A 17,657-nucleotide genomic window follows, 5' to 3' on the forward strand; every position below is an offset into this window, starting at 1 on the left:
CCCCGACCGGGCGGTTAACAGCCGCCTGCTCTACCACTGAGCTACCTGGGATCAGGCCATTTCCAACACTGGAACTACTATCGTACGCGTGCCAATCGCACCCCTGAATGAACAGGGCCGGACGCTTTTGGGCATCCGGCCCTGCCGATTGGCTCCCAGGGAGGGATTCGAACCCCCGACCGGGCGGTTAACAGCCGCCTGCTCTACCACTGAGCTACCTGGGATCAGTACTCACGTCACGACGCGTCATCGGCGCCGCATCGTGCGGTGGGCGGGCTTATAGCCAACCCGATCCGGGTTTGTAAACCCCTGTTTCGCGATTTTGCGCATTTTCTTGATCGGGGTAGAAAATCCCTGTGATTCCAGTAGCCTGAACCCATGTCTGACAAGGGGGACACGCATGCGCAACGATGACCCGGACGCCAATCCCTGGCGCACGCTGACCCGCCGTCCGGTTTATGAGAATCCCTGGATCCGGGTGGATCACCATGACGTGCTGAAACCCAGCGGCGATCCCGGCATCTATGGCCTGGTCCATTTCCAAAACCATGCCGTCGGCGTGGTCCCCGTGGCGGCGGACGGCACAACCTGGCTGGTGGGGCAGTATCGTTACCCGCTGAACCGTTACAGCTGGGAAATCCCTGAAGGCGGCGTGCCCGCGGGAGAGGATCCCGCCGCAGGCGCCCTGCGGGAGCTGCGGGAGGAAACGGGCCTGACCGCTGCCTGCATGATCCCCATCATCCCCCGCGTGGCCCTGTCCAACAGCGTCTCGGATGAGGAAGGCACGCTTTATGTCGCCTGGGACCTGACAGAGGGAGAGTCGGAGCCGGATGATACCGAACAGCTGCGGCGGCACCGTCTGCCTCTGCGTGCGGCACTTGATATGGCGCTTTCAGGGGAGATCACCGACAGCCTGTCTCTTCTCGCCCTGCTGCGCCTGCCCCTGCTGCTGAAAGCTGCGGATACGCCGGCGGATCTGCGCGCAGCACTGGTGAAGGGCTTGGGGTGAGGGCAAAGAAAAAGGCCCGTCGCGAGGACGGGCCTTTTAATTCTGGAGGCACGGCCGGGAATCGAACCCGGATTCACGGATTTGCAGTCCGTTGCATCACCATTCTGCCACCGCGCCATCGGTGCCGCCGTTCGGCATCGCCGTCCGGGGTGGGGCCGGTATATAGACGGGTGCCGCCACCAAGGTCAAGGGCCTGAAAGAAGAATTCCTTCGCACGGGTCTGTGGTGCAGCCGCAACATTGTGTTCCGCGGGCGGGACGGATATATAGCAGCGTGGGTTCCCGCTTTCCGGCGGCTGGGCCCACCCGCCCTTTCCTTTCCCCAGCGCGACAGACACGTCCATGATGGCCACCACCGAATATAGCGCCGCCCGTCTGAACATGGTCGAAGGCCAGATCCGGCCCAACAAGGTGACCGATCAGCGTGTGGTCGATGCCTTTCTGGCGGTTCCGCGCGACCAGTTCGTGCCTGAAGGCCTGCGCGGCGTCGCCTATGTCGACAAGAGCATCCCGGTCACCAGGAGCCGCTATCTGCTGGAACCGATGGTCCTGGCACGCCTATTGAACGACGCGAAGATCGAGTCCACGGATATCGTCCTGGATGTGGGGACCGGCACCGGTTATTCCGCCGCTGTCATTGGCCGCCTGGCCGCCACCGTCGTGGCGCTGGAATCGGACAGCGAACTGGCCGCATTTGCCAACCAGGCGATGCAGACCCAGGGCGTGGACAATGCCGCCGTCATGCATGGCCCACTGAATGCCGGCTGGGCCAAGCAGGCGCCGTACAACGTGATCATCGTGCAGGGTGCGGTTGCCGCCGTGCCACCCGCCCTGCTGGACCAGCTGGCTGAGGGCGGGCGTCTGCTGGCCGTTGTCCTGCCTGAAAGCGGTCAGGGCACCGCCCGCCTCTATCTGAAGACTGGTGGACAAGTGTCCAGCCGTATCCTTTTCGATGCATCGGCGGCCCTGCTGCCGGGCTTCGAAGCCAAGGCCGATTTTCAGTTCTGATTCAGTATCCGGAGGGTTCTGTGCGCCCCATCACAGACAATGAGCTGACGGTGGAGGATTTGGCGGACAGGCTCCGGACGGATGACGGGATTGTCGTGCTGGATGTACGTGAATCCTGGGAAGTGGAACTTTGCCATATCGCGCAAAGCATCCACATTCCGCTCGGGCAATTGCCGTCAGCCGTGGCGGCATTGCCAGAGGACCGCGATATCGCGGTGCTTTGCCACCACGGCATGCGAAGCGCGTACGCCACGCAATGGCTGCGCACCCAGGGTTTCGACCGGGCCATCAATCTTGCGGGCGGAATCGACGCTTGGGCCCGGCGTATCGATCCGACCATGAAGGTGTATTGACCATGGACTCCAGCCGTCTGAAGCAGTCCCCGACCAGCCTGATCCTGCGCCGCGTGGCGCGCGCCGCTCTGCCGGCCGTGGCCCTGGCCTTCGGACTTGGCCTTTCTCCCGCCAGCGCACAGTCCCTGCAGGACGCGCTGGCCCAGGCCTATCAGTCCAATCCGACCCTGGACGCCGCCCGCGCCCAGCTCCGCGCCACGGACGAGTTGATCCCGCAGGCCAAGTCCGGCTTCCTGCCGACCATCAACGCCAATGGTAGCGCCAGCCGCAATGTGCAGAAGAACGGCCCGGTTGACACCTACTGGACCGAGAAGTCGGTCGGCGCCGAAATCGTGCAGCCGCTGTTCCGCGGTGGCCGCACCGTTGCCAGCCTGAGCCGCGCTGAAGCGCTGGTGCAGGCGCAGCGCGCCACCCTGCAATCCACCGAGCAGTCGGTGCTGCTGGCCGTTGCCCAGGCCTATTCCGACGTGGTCCGCGACGAGGCGGTTCTGCAGCTGACCGTGAATAACGAGCAGGTGCTAAAGCGTCAGCTGGAAGCGGCCAATGACCGGTTCCGCGTGGGTGAAATCACCCGCACCGATGTCAGCCAGTCCGAGTCGCGTTTGGCCCTGTCGACCTCCAACCGCATTGCCGCCGAAGGTGCCCTGAACGCCAGCCGTGCGACCTTCGCTCGCCTGATCGGTGCGGTGCCGCAGGGCCTGACCCAGGCCACCGCGCTGACCGGCCTGCCGGCCTCGCTGGACGCCACCATCGCGCTGGCGGAACAGAACAATCCGCAGGTTCTGGCTGCCAAGTTCTCCGAACGGGCCGCTGACGCCGCCGTCGATCAGGTCGCGGGTGAACTGCTGCCGACCGTGTCGCTGGTCGGTTCTTACAGCCGTACCTGGGATCGCCCCGGCACTCTGGGCGATCTGGATAATGGCGCCATCGTCGCCCGCGTGACGGTTCCGATTTACGAGGCTGGCGGCACCACCGCCCGCGTGCGTGAAGCCAAGCAGACCGCCTCGCAGCGTCGTATCCAGATCGACGAGGCCGTTCGTGGCGCCCGCGAGACCGGCATCCGTGCCTGGGAGGCATTGAGCACCTCCCGCGCCTCCATCAAGTCGCGCAATGAGCAGGTGCGTGCCGCCAATATCGCTCTGGAAGGCGTGCGCCAGGAAGCGACCGTCGGTTCGCGTACCGTCCTGGATACGCTGGACGCCGAGCAGGAACTGCTGAACGCCCAGGTCGAACTGGTTCGCGCACAGCGTGATGAGGTTGTGGCCAGCTTCCAGGTGATGGCCGCCACCGGTCAGCTGTCGGTCGGCAGCCTGGGCCTGCAGGTCCAGACCTACGATGTGGAAACGCATTACAACAGCGCTTCCGGCAAGATCTGGGGTCTGTCGGCCGATTGATTCGGCAGCATTTGACGCAAATGAGCGCCAGCGGGGGAGGCCAATCGGCCTCCCCATTGCTTTTTGGCCGCCTTCAGAGCCGATTCTTCAATACTGTTAACAAGTTCGTGGAAATTTCTCGCGTTCTGCCCTAGGCTTGCCAACGAATTCGTGGAAGGTCAGGTTACGCGCGAAATGGCCGACAAAGGGTCCTCACAAGAACCATCGATGGAAGAGATCCTCGCTTCCATTCGTAGGATCATTTCCGAAGATGGCGAGACGCCGGGCGAAGAGGCTGCACCGCCTCCTCCCCCGCCGCCGCCACCTCCCCCGCCACCCCCGCCCCCTCCTCCTCCGCCACCACCTCCCCCGCCGCCGCCGCCTCCACCGCCACCCATGGCGATGATGATGGAGCCGGAGCCGGAGCCCGATTTCGGGCTGGTTGAGGAAGAGCCGCTGGAACTGACCCAGATGGTTCAGGAGGAGCCGGAATATTACAGTCCGCCGCCCCCGCCGCGCCGCGCGCCCCCGCCTGAAGATGGTGGACTGATTTCCGACTATGCCGCCGACGCGGCCAGTCGTGCCTTTGCGTCCGGTCTGGCCGGTTTCCGCCGTGGTGGGCCCAGCCTGACGGGCGATGGTCCCGTCGGTCGGGGCGACGTCACGCTGGAGCAGATCGTTTATGAGATCGTGCGCCCCATGATCCGTGAGTGGCTGGATGACAATCTGCCCACCATGGTTGAACGTATGGTCAAGCGTGAGATCGAGCGGGTGGTACGGCGCGGCCTCGACTGACGCGCTTGCCTGCTTTGACGTGAATAAAAGGGGCGGCGCCTTGCTGGTGCCGCCCCTTTTCCTTTATCTAAGCCAATCCCCTTTACCCGGAAGGTCCGGCCATCATGTTGGAAAAGACGTTCTCCCCCGCCGAGGTTGAAGCCAGCCATTATCAGCGTTGGGAGGAGACGGGTGCCTTTGCCGCACACGTCGATTCGAACCAGACGCCCTATACCATCATGATGCCGCCGCCCAACGTAACGGGCAGCCTGCATATGGGCCACGCGCTCACCTTCACCTTGCAGGATATCCTGATCCGGTATCAGCGCATGCGCGGCAAGGATGCCCTGTGGCAGCCCGGCACTGACCATGCCGGCATCGCTACCCAGATGGTGGTGGAACGCAACCTGGGCAAAGAAGGCATCAGCCGCCAGGATCTGGGCCGTGAGAAGTTCCTGGAAAAGGTCTGGGAATGGAAGGCAGAGTCCGGCGGCACCATCACCACGCAGCTGCGCCGCCTGGGCGCGTCGACCGACTGGGCGCGCGAACGCTTCACCATGGATGAAGGCTTGAACAAGGCCGTCCGCAAGGTGTTCGTGGAACTGTTCCGCCAGGGCCTGATCTATCGCGACAAGCGCTTGGTCAACTGGGACCCCAAGCTGCACACCGCCATCTCCGACCTGGAGGTCGAGCAGAAGGAGGTGAACGGCAATCTCTGGCATTTCCGCTATCCCATCGATGGGCAGGAAGGCCGGTACATTGTCGTCGCCACCACGCGTCCGGAAACCATGCTGGCCGATACCGCCGTCGCCGTTCACCCGGAGGATGAGCGCTATAAGGACCTGATCGGCAAGTTCGTGCGCCTGCCCCTGGTCGGCCGCCTGATCCCCATCGTGGCGGATGAATATGCCGATCCGGAGACGGGATCGGGTGCGGTCAAGATCACGCCGGCCCATGATTTCAACGATTTCGAGGTGGGCAAGCGCCACAAGCTGCTGCTGATCAACCTGCTGGATCGCGATGCCCGCATCGTGCAGGCCTTCGAAGGCTATAAGCCGGATGCCAATGGCCGTCTGGAAGCGTTCAGCGAGCCGGTGCCCGATTCCTATCGCGGCCTGGACCGGTATGAGGCGCGCAAGAAAGTGGTCGCCGATCTGGAAGCGCTGGAGCTTCTGGAGCAGATCGTCCCGCACAAGATGACGCAGCCGCATGGCGACCGTTCCGGCGTGGTGATCGAGCCCTGGCTGACCGATCAGTGGTATTGCGACGCCGCAACCCTGGCCAAGCCGGCCATCGAAGCGGTCGAAACGGGCAAGACCGTGTTCGTGCCCAGGAACTGGGAAAACACCTATTTCGAATGGATGCGCAACATCCAGCCCTGGTGCATCTCGCGTCAGCTGTGGTGGGGTCACCAGATCCCTGCCTGGTACGATGCCGACGGCAATGTCTTCGTGGCAGAGACCGCTGAAGAGGCGCAGGCCCTGGCCGGCGCAGGCGTCGCGCTGACCCGCGACAGCGACGTTCTGGACACCTGGTTCTCGTCCGCCCTGTGGCCGTTCAGCACGCTGGGCTGGCCGGAAAAGGTGCCGGAGCTGGACCGCTATTATCCGGGTGACGTTCTGGTCACCGGCTTTGACATCATCTTCTTCTGGGTCGCCCGTATGATGATGATGGGCATCCATTTCATGGGCGATGTGCCGTTCAAGACGGTCTATATCCACGCCCTGGTCCGCGATGAGAAGGGCCAGAAGATGTCGAAGTCGAAGGGCAATGTCATCGACCCGCTGGAAGTGATCGACCAGTATGGTTGCGACGCCCTGCGCTTCACCCTGACGGCCATGGCCGCACAGGGCCGCGACATCAAGCTGGCGGTGAACCGCGTCGAAGGTTACCGCAACTTCGCGACCAAGCTGTGGAACGCGGCCCGCTATGCCGAAATGAACCAGGTGGCAGCCGTTCCCGGCTTCGACCCGGCGGGCGTGAAGCTGACCGTCAACAAGTGGATCGTGGGCGCGGTGCAGCAGGCGGCGGGCCGCGTCACCGATGCGCTGGATGCCTACAAGTTCAACGAGGCGGCCAACGGCATCTATCAGTTTGCCTGGAACAGCTTCTGCGACTGGTACCTGGAATTCACCAAGCCCATCCTGAATGGCGAGGATGAAGCCGCCAAGGCCGAAACCCGCGCCACCACGGCCTGGGTGCTGGACCGTATCCTGCACCTGCTGCACCCGGTCATGCCCTTCATCACCGAAGAGCTGAACGAGAAGCTGGGTGGTGCGGGCCAGACCCTGATCTCCGCCCCCTGGCCCCTGCCCCAGGCCGCCCTGATCGATGCGGCGGCGGGCGACGAGATGGAATGGGTGGTGCGCCTGATCTCCACCATCCGCACCGTGCGGTCGGAAATGAACGTGCCGCCCTCGGCACAGTTGCCCCTGCTGCTGAAAGGGGCGTCGGAGGTCACGCGTCAGCGTCTGGCCACCCATCGCGACCTGATCCTGCGCCTGGCCCGCCTTTCGGGTGTGGAGACCACCAGCGAGGACGCCGCCAAGGGCTCCGCCCAGGCCATCCTGGACGAAGCCACCCTGATCCTGCCGCTGGCCGACTTCATCGATGTGGACAAGGAAAAGGCGCGTCTGGCCAAGGAGATTGGCAAGCTGGCACAGGACATCGCCAAGATCGACGCCAAACTGTCCAACAAGAACTTCGTGGACAAGGCGCCGGAAGAGGTGATCGAGGAACAGCGTGACCGCCGGGCGGAAGCCGACACCGTGCGGGCCAAGCTAGCCGATGCGCTGACCCGGCTTGGGTAAAATGTTCGGGCATTGCCCGAAGGGTGCATAAGAAAGGCGGCGTCCAACGGGCGCCGCCTTTTTGTTTGATGGACCATACGGTCGGGTATCAAACCAGCCGCTTGCCCGTGGCGCCGGCCAGATCTTGGATCAACTGCCACGCCACACGGCCCGACCGGTTCCCGCGCGTGACCGACCATTCCACGGCGGCGGCATGCAGTTGTTCGACCGTCAGGTCCAGGCCATAGGCGGCGGCATAGCCCTCCACCATGGCGAAATAACTGTCCTGATCGCAGGCGTGGAAGCCCAGCCAGAGGCCGAAACGGTCGGACAGGCTGATCTTTTCCTCCACCGCCTCTGACGGGTTGATGGCGGTGGACCGCTCATTCTCGATCATGTCGCGCGGCATCAGGTGGCGGCGGTTAGAGGTGGCGTAGAGCACGACATTATCGGGCCGCCCCTCGATCCCACCTTCCAGCAGGGCCTTCAGTGACTTGTAGTCGCCATCATCGTGGCTGAAGGACAGGTCGTCGCAGAACAGGATGCAGCGACGGTCCGACGCACGCAGCACCTCCAGCAGCTTGCCCAGCGTCGGGATATCGTCACGGTGGATTTCCACCAGCGCCAGGGAGCCGGGCGCATCGCGGTTCACCCTTGCATGCACCGCCTTGACGATGGAGCTTTTGCCCATGCCGCGCGCGCCCCAGAGCAGGGCATTGTTGGCCGGCAGGCCGCGCGCGAAACGCGTGCTGTTCTCCAGCAACTGCGCCTTCTGCCGGTCGATGCCCTTCAACAGGTCGTAATCGACATAGGCGACGCGGGCCACGGGCGTTAGGGACAAGGTATCGGCATGCCAGACGAACGCGTCGGCAGCGGACAGGTCACCCGTGGCGCGGGCCGGCGGGGCCAGACGGTCCAGGGCGTCGGCGATGCGGGACAGAAGGGGCAGGATATCCTGGTCAGCCATGTCGGTCGGTACTCGAAAGTTCAGTGGTACCCCTTGTGCGCGGCGGCGCGCGGGGCCAGATGTGATGCCGCACGCTATCACGGGGTCTGTGCCGTGCCGAAGCCCGCTTGCCGCATGGCAGAAGGCCGGTTTCGGTTGCAACGGCCCCGCTGGCTTGTATAGTCCCCGCATCCGGCGTCGCCGGGCTTTGAAGAATTTGAGGAGCAGTTGATGTTCATTTCCACGGCCTATGCCCAGGCCGCTGCCGGTGCGCCGGGTGGCGGCATGGAATCCCTGATGTCGCTGGCCCCGCTGGTGCTGATCTTCGTCGTCTTCTATTTCCTGCTGATCCGTCCGCAGCAGAAGAAGCTGAAGGAGCACAAGTCGATGCTGGAGGCGCTGCGCCGGGGTGACAAGGTCGTGACCGGCGGCGGTATCGTCGGCACCATCGTGAAGGTCGCCGATGACGAGGCGACCGTCGAAATCGCCGAAAATGTCCGCGTCCGCGTCCTGCGCTCCACCATCACCACCATCCTGGCCAAGACCGAGCCGGCCAAGGTGGAAGAGAAGTAAGCGCCCAATACGTCGTTACCGACGGAAAAGCAAAAACCCCGATCCGGGCATGGCGCCTGGATCGGGGTTTTCTTTTGGGCTGATGGAACGGCATTCACCGCGCCATCAACCGGTACTTCATCCGGTAAAAACCGCCCCCAGCCTTTCGACCGGGGGCGATCTTCATCAGAACGTCTTGGACACGTTCACGTAAACGCGACGACCGTAGAAGTCGTAACCGGAATAGATCGGCGAGTTGCCAACGCGGCTGTAGGAAGCCTTGGAACCCGTCAGACCCGACGAAATCTTCGGCGGCTCCTTATCGAAGGCGTTACGCACGCCAACCGTCATGCCCCAGTCGTCGGTCTTATACTGAACCGAGAAGTGGTGCAGGTCGTAGGACGGAACCTTGGCGATACGAGAGTCCGTGGCCGGGTTCAGGCCCAGGAGTTCGTAGCTGTCCATGCTGGCGATCCACTCGAAGCCGTAACGGAACTTCCAGTTTTCATACCGGTAGGTCAGGTCGGCGTTCAGCGTGTATTCCGGCGTGTTCAGCGTGCCATTGTACTCATCATAGGGCTGATCCGGGAAGGTCTTGCTCTTCTGCTTGAAGAACTGGGTCAGCTGACCATTGACGATGACATCGCCCGGACCCACTTCCGTTTCGTACCGGATGTTGTAATCCAGGCCGGTGGTGATGGACGAAGCGATGTTCGTGTAGCTGTCAGAGATGATGAGGCGGTTCGTACCGGCCTCACGCGCCGATACCAGACGGCACAGCGGAGCGCCACTGCGGAATTCAACCGAGCTATAGCAGCGGCCCAGGATTTCGGTACCGCCGATACGGGTGACCGAGTTGTCAATCTTGATGTCGAAATAGTCCACTGCCAGCGAGAATTCGCCCATGCCATCCGGCAGTTCCGGCTGGATCACCGTACCGATGGCGAAGTTCTCAGACGTTTCGGCCTCGACGCCGTTGGCGCGACCGCCACCGGAATTGACCTGAACCGACTGGGTCGCCTGGTAGTTCGGGGACAGGCCCTCGGCAGCGCAGTTGGCCTTGACGTTCGCACCCACACCAGCGGCACCGTAGTTGTTGCAGGGATCAGCCTGCGACGACAGGAAGCCCGAAGTGGTACCCAGGTACTGTTCGTACAGCGCCGGAGCGCGGAACGAAGTGCCGAAGGTGGAGCGGATGGCCATCCACTTGGCCGGACGGTAGTTACCGCCAACCTTGTAGGTCCAGTCCGAACCATAGCTGTCATACTCGGTGTAACGGCCCGAACCGGTGAAGGTCAGCTCTTCGACCAGCGGCAGGTCCTTCAGCAGCGGAACTTCCACTTCGCTGAAGACTTCGTACACATTGTCCTTGCCGCGCGTCGGAGCCGACGTCGTCAGGTTCAACAGATTGCCACGCACCGAGTTCGGATCGGGCGAATCGTTGATCTTGGACTCACGATATTCCGCACCGATGGCCATCTGAACCATGCCGGCCGGCAGTTCGAAAATCGGGCCGTCCATGTTCAGGGTGGCGGTGTTCTCACGGAACTTCGTGTTACCCACGACGTCGCGGAACATGTAGTTCACCCAGTCCTGCGGCAGCACGCCACCGATGGTCTGGCTGTTCAGGACCGGAGCCGGGATGCAGTTCTCGGCCGGATTGGTCAAGTTGACGGCGCAGGTGACGCCCACGCCATTGGCGCCCGGACGAACCAGAGCCGAGTTGAAGCCAGCCGGAGCCGTGACGACATTGACCGAATTGGAGGTCTTGTCAGTCAGGAAGGACTGCTGCAGGTAGCTGCCCTCAGAGTTGGCGTGCGAGACGTTGAAGTCATAGCGCCAGTTCGGCACGAACTTCAGGTCGCCGCGAACACCGGTCGTGCCCTTATAGAAATCGACTTCCTGCTCGGACTTGTCGTTGCCGAAGCCGATGAAGGCGCGCAGGCCAGGACCGGTGTGCAGCAGCGAACCGAAAGCAGTACCACGGCCCTGCAGGTTTGCGGGAACCAGCGGGCTGGTGTTCGGATAGTCCAGCGACAGCTGGCGATAGCCGGTCTGCCAGGATTCACGACGGTTATACAGGAACTCGGCATAGACCTCTGCTGCGCCCTCTTCATCCAGCTCGTAAGACGCCTGACCGAAGAAGTTGTAGGTCTTGACGGGGGACAGCAGCGAACGGTTCAGCGTGCGCGGATCGAACGTGTCGCGGACGTTGATGTTGTTCGAACCACCGCCCACACCTTCGAAGCCCGGCAGGCCCGTGGTGACAGCAGAATTCGGACGCCAGCGGTTGAAGGAGGTGCCCACCGAACCCAGGGCGCCAACACCCGTGATGCTGGCGGTACCCAGCGTGTTGATGGTCACGCCGTTGGAGCCGGTACCGGTGATCGGGTAGCACTTCGGCTGGCCCGTGATCGGATCGACGAAGTCAACGGAAGCACCGGTGGTCGGGTTGCGCTGGTAATCCAGGTTGCAACGGGTCCAGTCGCGGTCGGCCAGCGTCAGATTCTTCTGCTGGAAATATTCCAGCGAACCAGCGATCTGCCAACGGTCACCCGAGGTGCCACCGACGAGGGAGGCGCGTGCCTGCTCACCACCATTGTCGAACGGACGGGTGAACTGGCCTTCCGCCGTCACGCCCTCAATGTTCTTCTGGGTGACGATGTTGATAACGCCGGCGATGGCGTCAGAACCGTAAACGGACGATGCACCTTCGCGCAGGATTTCGACGCGCTCGACAATGGCGTTCGGCAGCGTGTTCAGGTCGGTGGCGCCCACCGAACCACGCGTGCCCGACGGCATAACGCGGCGACCGTTGATCAGCACCAGCGTACGACCGGAACCCAGGCCGCGCAGCGAAACAGAGTTCGCGCCGGGACCGCCATTGGTAACAAAGCCGCCAAAGGCGTTGTTCAACTGACCGGAACCGCTGGTCACGCCGCTCTGCTGCAGCAGGTCACCCGTGGAAACCATGCCTGCCAGCACGCTTTCCTCACGGTTGATCACCTGCACCGGCGAGGGCGAGTTGAACACGTCGCGGCGCAGGCGCGAGCCCACCACCACGATTTCCTTCAGCGCATCCCCCTCGCTGCTGGCCTGGCTGCTCTGCGCCATAGCCGGGAACGAGGTCAGGACCATCGCTGCGGCGCCCGTCAATAGAGCTGTCCGCAGGGTGCCAGACTTGGAAACCCGATAGTTCGTCATCTCTCAGCATTCCTTTTTAATTTTCGTTGGACCTTTGGGCCCATGCGGACATGCCACAGGGTCCGATACCCCGATCCAACGTATGAACAGTTAAAAATCCAGCTGCCGTTGCGGACAAGAGTGCTTGCATCTACGATACGTATTTGGGCAAAAGTGTTGCATTATTGCATATGATAGGAATTTAAACGTCATAATCGTTTCAATTTTGTCACTGCCCACGTAACTTTTGAACGATTAAAAACTTCAGTAATTAATCAATGTTTCTGACATGTAACTGACATAATAACATATCGAATATGTGAAAAGGTGCTCATCCAGAAAATCTGCCAGATTCTCTGATTATTCGCCTGCGCGCATCAATTGAATTTTCTTTTATCGCCTGCCGGCCAAGCTGCACCGTCACAGCAGGAACAGCGTCGCCAGACCCAGAAATGACAGGAAACCGACAACGTCGGTGATCATCGTCAAGAACACGCCCGACGCGACGGCGGGGTCAATCTTCATCCGGTCCAGCAGGAACGGGATAAGGCCACCGAACAGGCCGGCACAGATCAGGTTGATGATCATGGCGCCGGCAATGACCAGACCGATGATGGAATGGCCAAACCAGAAATAGGTGATGCCGCCGACAATACCGGCCAGGGCCATGCCATTCATCAGGCCTACCAGCACTTCCTTGCCGATCACGCGGGCGGCATTGGACGTGGTCAGTTCCTTGGTGGCAAGCGCGCGAACGGCAACAGTCAAGGCCTGGGTCCCGGCATTGCCGCCCATGCTGGCCACGATGGGCATCAGGGCCGCCAGCGCCACGACATGGGCGATGGTGGTGGTGAACTGGTTGATCACGGTCGCGGAGATCAGTGCCGTGACCACGTTGAAGGCCAGCCAGCGAAAACGCGACCGCGCCGTGGAAAGGACGGCACGATACAGGTCGTCCTCACCAACGCCACCCATGGCCAGCATGTCGGCCTCGGCCTCCTCCTCGATCACGTCCACGACGTCATCGACGGTGATGACACCCAGCAGACGACCGCCCTTATCCACCACCGGGGCAGACACGAGACCATAATTACGGAACAGGCGCGCCACCTCTTCCTGGTCCATGGTGACCGGAATGCGGTGAATATCCTCGTGCAGAATATCGGCCAGCTTCACGCCACGCTTGGCGCGCAGGACGCGGGACAGCGGTACGGAGCCGATGACCCGATGCATGGGGTCCACAACGAAGATGTCGTAAAACTGCTCCGGCAGATCGCTTTCGTCGCTGGTTGCAGCAGCACGCAGATAATCCAGAAGGCCGCCGACGGTCCAGAATTCCGGTACGGACACGAATTGCCGACCCATCAGGCGACCGGCAGAATATTCAGGATAAGTCAGCCCCTCCTCCACCAGCGCCCTGGCCTCGGGCGGCAGGTTGGAAAGGATGGATTGCTGGGACTCCTCGTCCAGGTCCTGGATCACGTCGACGGCGTCATCGGTGTCCAGTTCAGCGACAGCCGCGGCCAGTGCCTTCGGCTCCAGCCGCTCCACAACCTCGTCACGCAGGTCGATGGAGAGATAGGCCAGGATCTCTGCGTCGAACTGTGGTCGCAGCAGCGCGATCAGCAGCTCGCGCCGATCCTCATCAGCCTGTTCCAGCAGATCGGCAATATCGGACGGGTGCAGTTCGGCCAGAGCCATTGCGGCGCTTTGGGCGTCGCCGGCATCCAGAAAATCCGAAATCTCATGCATCTGCGCCCGCTCAGGCTCCTGCACCGTCACACCCCCGCCCCTATCGCCCTGACGCCAACGGTGCGGCCTTACCGCTCTGCGGGAAAGTGGGCATCCGCCAAGGCGCGGAGTTCCCCATCTTTCAGTGCTGCATTCGACGCAACCATCCAGAGGTCAAAAAACGGGAATCCACGGGAAATACCGGCAACAGCCTTGAAACCAGCCTCCTGCAACAACGACGCCAGACTGTCCCGGGTGAAACCGGTCCGGTGGGCCATGAACTGGTTGCCCGAGGCCAGCGAAGGGCGATAGCCGTACAGCATGTCGATGGCGGAGATGGGTCCGGCGGGCGCTGCCGCGAACGGCTCCATCAACTGGCCCTTGGCCACAAGGGCCGCGACCCCCTGCAGATCGGGACAGGTGATGATGATGAAACCATCGGGCTTCAGGATCCGGTGGCACTCCGCCAGCGCGACAGGCACCTCATGCGCATAATGATGCTCGATGCTGTGGGAGGAGAAGATGGCATCCATCGACCCAGACGCGATCATGTCCATCTTGACCATCGATCCGACAATATCGGCCCCGACACTGGGGTCGATATCAAGAAGGACCTCCCCCCAGCCGTCACCGGCAAAGGTCTTGGTCGTGTTTTGGCGCCGCTTTTCGCCGCACCCGGCATGAAGGAATTGCTTCAACCCAGCCGTCATACCCTGATCCCGGATGTAAAATTGGACGGGCCGCCCGCTGGCGGCCCGCCATGGAGGGCTCAACGCTCCTGCGTGGCCGTCGGACTATGCATCTGTGCGTCGATAACGGCCAGGGCCGACATGTTGACGATGCCTCGCACGGTAACCGACGGGGTCAGGATATGCGCCGGCTTGGCGGTACCCAGCAGCACGGGACCGACAGTCAGGCCATCACCCAGCACCTTCAACAGGTTGAAGGACACGTTGGCGCTGTCACGGTCGGGCATGACCAGCAGGTTAGCGGATCCATGCAGGCGGCTGTTGGGGAAGATGCGACTGCGGATCTCCGGACTGATGGCCGCGTCCGCATGCATTTCGCCTTCCACCTCCAGGTTGGGATAGCGGGCGGTGATGGCCTGCAGCGCCTCCCGCATCTTTACGGCGGAGGCGTCATTGTGGCTGCCGAAGCTGGAATGGGACAGCAGCGCGATCTTCGGCGACAGACCGAAGCGCCGCACCTCTTCTGCCGCCAGATCGGTGATGTCAGCCAGTTCCGACGCGCTGGGCGCCGCGTTCACATAGGTGTCGGTGAGGAAGAAGGTGCCGCGATTAAGGATCAGCACCGACAGGGCCGCCATCACGCGCGCGCCCGGCTTCTTGCCGATCACGTCATTCACATGCTTCAGATGCCAGTCATAGAGGCCGACGGTACCGCAGATCAGGGCGTCTGCGTCGCCCTTCTCCACCATCAGGGCACCGATGACGGTGCTGTTGGTGCGCACCACCTGGCGGGCGCGGTCGGGCGAGACGCCGCCGCGTTCCATCTTGCGGTGATAGGTCTGCCAATAATCATTATAGGCCGGGTCGTTCTGCGGATCGATCAGACGGACATTGTCGTCCAGGCGCAGACGCAGCCCCAGCTTTTCAATGCGGCGGGCCACAACCTCGCGGCGGCCGATCAGGATGGGCTGGGCAATGCCATCATCCATCACCTGCTGTGCGGCGCGCAGCACCCGCTCCTCCTCGCCCTCGGCATAGGCGATGCGGCGCGGATCGGCCTTGGCCTTGGCGAAGACCGGCTTCATCAGCAGGCCGGAGCGGAAGACGAACTGGCCCAGTTGTTCCAGATAGGCGTCGAAATCCTGGATGGGGCGGGTCGCCACACCGCTTTCCATGGCGGCCTTGGCCACCGCCGGCGCGATTTCCAGGATCAGGCGCGGGTCAAACGGACGCGGGATCAGGTATTCCGGGCCAAAGCTGGGCGGCGCCTCGCCATAGGCCATGGCGACGACATCATGCACCTCGGCCTGGGCCAGACGGGCGATGGCGTTGACGGCGGCGATCTTCATCGCCTCATTGATCGTCGTGGCCCCCACATCCAGCGCACCGCGGAAGATGAAGGGGAAGCAGAGGACGTTGTTCACCTGATTGGGAAAGTCAGACCGGCCCGTGCCGACAATGGCGTCGGGACGCACGGCCTTCACCTCGTCCGGCATGATTTCCGGCGTGGGGTTGGCGAGCGCCATCACGATCGGATTGGCGGCCATCTTCTTCACCATGTCCTGGGTCAGGACACGGGGGGCGGACAACCCTAAGAAAATGTCGGCATCGCCGATAATATCGTCCAGGGTACGGGCGTTGGTCGGCTTGGCGTAGCGTTCCTTGCGCGGGTCCATCAGTTCGGTGCGGCCCTGATAGACCACGCCCTTGATGTCATTCACCCAGACGTTCTCAACCGGCAGGCCCATATCGACCAGCAGATCCAGACAGGCCAGCGCCGCCGCACCGGCACCGGAGCAGACCAGCTTCACCGACGCAAAGTCGCGGCCCGTCAGTTTCAGCGCATTGGTGATGGCGGCAGCCACGATGATGGCGGTGCCGTGCTGATCGTCATGGAAGACGGGGATCTTCATGCGCTCACGCAGCTGCTTCTCAACATAGAAGCATTCCGGCGCCTTGATATCCTCCAGATTGATGCCGCCAAAGGTCGGCTCCAGCGCCGCGATGACATCAACCAGCTTGTCGGGGTCCTTCTCGCTGATCTCGATGTCGAAGACATCGATGCCGGCGAACTTCTTGAACAGGACGCCCTTGCCCTCCATCACGGGCTTGGACGCCAGGGGACCGATATCGCCCAGGCCCAGAACGGCGGTGCCGTTCGTGATGACAGCCACCAGATTGCCGCGGCTGGTGTACTTGGCGGCATTCGCCTCGTCCTCCACGATGGCTTCACAGGCATGCGCAACGCCCGGCGAATAGGCCAGGGCGAGATCGCGCTGCGTTGCCAGCGGCTTGGTCGGCGTCACGGCAATTTTGCCGGGAACGGGAAGGCGATGGTAATCCAGCGCCGCATCGCGGAAGGAATCGGTCATTTCAGGGTGAGCTCCCAACAAACCTGAACGGATTTTTGTTGGTCCTAGTTAGTCCCCTACCACCGCCGCTGTCCAGCCAGAGGACACCGCGCAAAACGGTTACCAGATAAAACAAGAAGGATGGCCGGCGCGCAGCCGGCCATCCTTTCCTGATTTCCGGCCCTGTCGGCACACGTCCCGATCACTGATCCCGGCGCAGAAGGACACCCCAATAAAGATCCGGACCGCATGCGACATTCACATTGATGGCGGTGGCGTCAGCGATGGTGAAGCCTGTGCGACGCATCAGGCTTTGCCAGGATGACAGGCCAAATACGCTGTAATGGTTCAGGTTCTCATGATGATAAGCGGATGTATCGGGCGCCGGCACCTCGACATAGACATGGCCACCGACACGCGTCAGCCGGAAATATTCCGACAGGGTGAAAAGCGGAAACGGGCTGTGCTCCAGGACGTGGCGGCACCAGAGAAGGTCGAATGACTGGTCAGGGAACTCAAGAAAGCTCTGGTCGGCCTCGACGACCTCATACCCTGCGGCCTTGCAAACCTCATAATCGGCGCCGATGGTAATGCCGATGGCCTTGGCCCCTGCATCCCGGAAATGGGCCAGGGCCACGCCCTGCCCGCATCCGATGTCCAGGACATCCATGCCGGCCTTCAGCACGCCATTCTGCTTCAGATGGTTGACCATCATGGCCGTGACGGAGATCGCCGGTTCCGAAGGCGGTTCGGCGTAGATTTCACCACGCAGACTGTCCAGGAATTTATCGAACCGTGAATAGTCGCGCATTACCGCCCCCCGCATGCCATCAAATAGACAATACACGCGGGATGGGACGAAAAGAAAGATCACCATTGTAGGCTGACCGTCGCCACAGG

14 protein-coding genes and 2 tRNA genes are annotated in these 17,657 nt (G+C 62.2%); 7 read left to right on the forward strand and 9 right to left on the reverse strand.

The genetic code is table 11. The annotated features are described in order from the left end of the window. Nucleotides 1-149: 149 nt before the first annotated feature. Nucleotides 150-224 (reverse strand) — tRNA-Asn (locus tag ACODSP_RS24905). Nucleotides 225-400: 176 nt separating this feature from the next. On the opposite strand from ACODSP_RS24905, the gene ACODSP_RS24910 reads away from it, so the two are divergent. Continuing rightward, on the forward strand, nucleotides 401-1,009 hold the full coding sequence (locus tag ACODSP_RS24910; protein ID WP_488968229.1) for an NUDIX domain-containing protein: 609 nt from the start codon (nucleotides 401-403) through the stop codon (nucleotides 1,007-1,009). 43 nt (nucleotides 1,010-1,052) lie between these two features. On the opposite strand, the gene ACODSP_RS24915 is transcribed toward ACODSP_RS24910, so the two are convergent. Next, nucleotides 1,053-1,126: transfer RNA gene (locus ACODSP_RS24915), tRNA-Cys, on the reverse strand. Nucleotides 1,127-1,350: 224 nt separating this feature from the next. Between ACODSP_RS24915 and ACODSP_RS24920 the strand changes: the two genes are divergently transcribed. The 3 genes from ACODSP_RS24920 to ACODSP_RS24930 are packed head-to-tail and all read left to right on the forward strand — an operon-like array spanning nucleotide 1,351 to nucleotide 3,763. Continuing rightward, entirely contained in the window at nucleotides 1,351-2,016 is a 666-nt protein-coding gene (locus ACODSP_RS24920; protein WP_488968230.1) for a protein-L-isoaspartate O-methyltransferase family protein, read from the forward strand. A gap of 20 nt (nucleotides 2,017-2,036) precedes the next feature. Then, nucleotides 2,037-2,369 (forward strand): rhodanese-like domain-containing protein, encoded by a 333-nt coding sequence (locus tag ACODSP_RS24925; protein WP_245924149.1) that lies wholly within the window; start codon nucleotides 2,037-2,039, stop codon nucleotides 2,367-2,369. 2 nt (nucleotides 2,370-2,371) lie between these two features. Further along, a complete protein-coding gene (locus ACODSP_RS24930) occupies nucleotides 2,372-3,763 on the forward strand; it encodes a TolC family outer membrane protein (RefSeq protein WP_488968231.1) in 1,392 nt (463 codons plus the stop codon). Nucleotides 3,764-4,001: 238 nt separating this feature from the next. On the opposite strand, the gene ACODSP_RS24935 is transcribed toward ACODSP_RS24930, so the two are convergent. Beyond that, entirely contained in the window at nucleotides 4,002-4,136 is a 135-nt protein-coding gene (locus ACODSP_RS24935; RefSeq protein WP_488968232.1) for a hypothetical protein, read from the reverse strand. 2 nt (nucleotides 4,137-4,138) lie between these two features. Between ACODSP_RS24935 and ACODSP_RS24940 the strand changes: the two genes are divergently transcribed. Further along, the gene (locus tag ACODSP_RS24940; RefSeq protein WP_488968233.1) at nucleotides 4,139-4,537 is read left to right on the forward strand and encodes a DUF2497 domain-containing protein; all 399 of its coding nucleotides are present in this window, start codon (nucleotides 4,139-4,141) and stop codon (nucleotides 4,535-4,537) included. Between the two features lie 104 nt (nucleotides 4,538-4,641). Continuing rightward, nucleotides 4,642-7,326, forward strand: coding sequence for a valine--tRNA ligase (locus ACODSP_RS24945; protein ID WP_488968234.1), 2,685 nt, complete (start codon nucleotides 4,642-4,644; stop codon nucleotides 7,324-7,326). An 88-nt stretch (nucleotides 7,327-7,414) separates the two neighbouring features. On the opposite strand, the gene ACODSP_RS24950 is transcribed toward ACODSP_RS24945, so the two are convergent. Next, nucleotides 7,415-8,272, reverse strand: a complete 858-nt coding sequence (locus ACODSP_RS24950; protein ID WP_488968235.1) for an ATP-binding protein — start codon at nucleotides 8,270-8,272, stop codon at nucleotides 7,415-7,417. A gap of 210 nt (nucleotides 8,273-8,482) precedes the next feature. On the opposite strand from ACODSP_RS24950, the gene yajC reads away from it, so the two are divergent. Beyond that, on the forward strand, nucleotides 8,483-8,824 hold the full coding sequence (gene yajC / locus ACODSP_RS24955) for a preprotein translocase subunit YajC (protein ID WP_488968236.1): 342 nt from the start codon (nucleotides 8,483-8,485) through the stop codon (nucleotides 8,822-8,824). A 165-nt stretch (nucleotides 8,825-8,989) separates the two neighbouring features. Here the strand turns inward: yajC and ACODSP_RS24960 are convergent, their stop codons facing one another. From ACODSP_RS24960 to ACODSP_RS24980, 5 genes are all read right to left on the reverse strand, one after another. Then, complete coding sequence (locus ACODSP_RS24960; protein WP_488968237.1) at nucleotides 8,990-12,007, reverse strand: TonB-dependent receptor plug domain-containing protein; 3,018 nt, start codon at nucleotides 12,005-12,007, stop codon at nucleotides 8,990-8,992. Between the two features lie 399 nt (nucleotides 12,008-12,406). After that, complete coding sequence (gene mgtE, locus ACODSP_RS24965) at nucleotides 12,407-13,768, reverse strand: magnesium transporter (RefSeq protein WP_488968238.1); 1,362 nt, start codon at nucleotides 13,766-13,768, stop codon at nucleotides 12,407-12,409. Between the two features lie 38 nt (nucleotides 13,769-13,806). Then, nucleotides 13,807-14,427: a class I SAM-dependent methyltransferase gene (locus ACODSP_RS24970; RefSeq protein WP_488968239.1), complete on the reverse strand. Its 621-nt coding sequence runs from the start codon at nucleotides 14,425-14,427 to the stop codon at nucleotides 13,807-13,809. A gap of 59 nt (nucleotides 14,428-14,486) precedes the next feature. Then, nucleotides 14,487-16,778, reverse strand: coding sequence for an NADP-dependent malic enzyme (locus ACODSP_RS24975; protein WP_488968240.1), 2,292 nt, complete (start codon nucleotides 16,776-16,778; stop codon nucleotides 14,487-14,489). Between the two features lie 181 nt (nucleotides 16,779-16,959). After that, nucleotides 16,960-17,568, reverse strand: a complete 609-nt coding sequence (locus ACODSP_RS24980) for a class I SAM-dependent methyltransferase (protein WP_488968241.1) — start codon at nucleotides 17,566-17,568, stop codon at nucleotides 16,960-16,962. Nucleotides 17,569-17,657: the final 89 nt, after the last annotated feature.

The organism is Niveispirillum sp. FG156 (genome assembly GCF_057809555.1).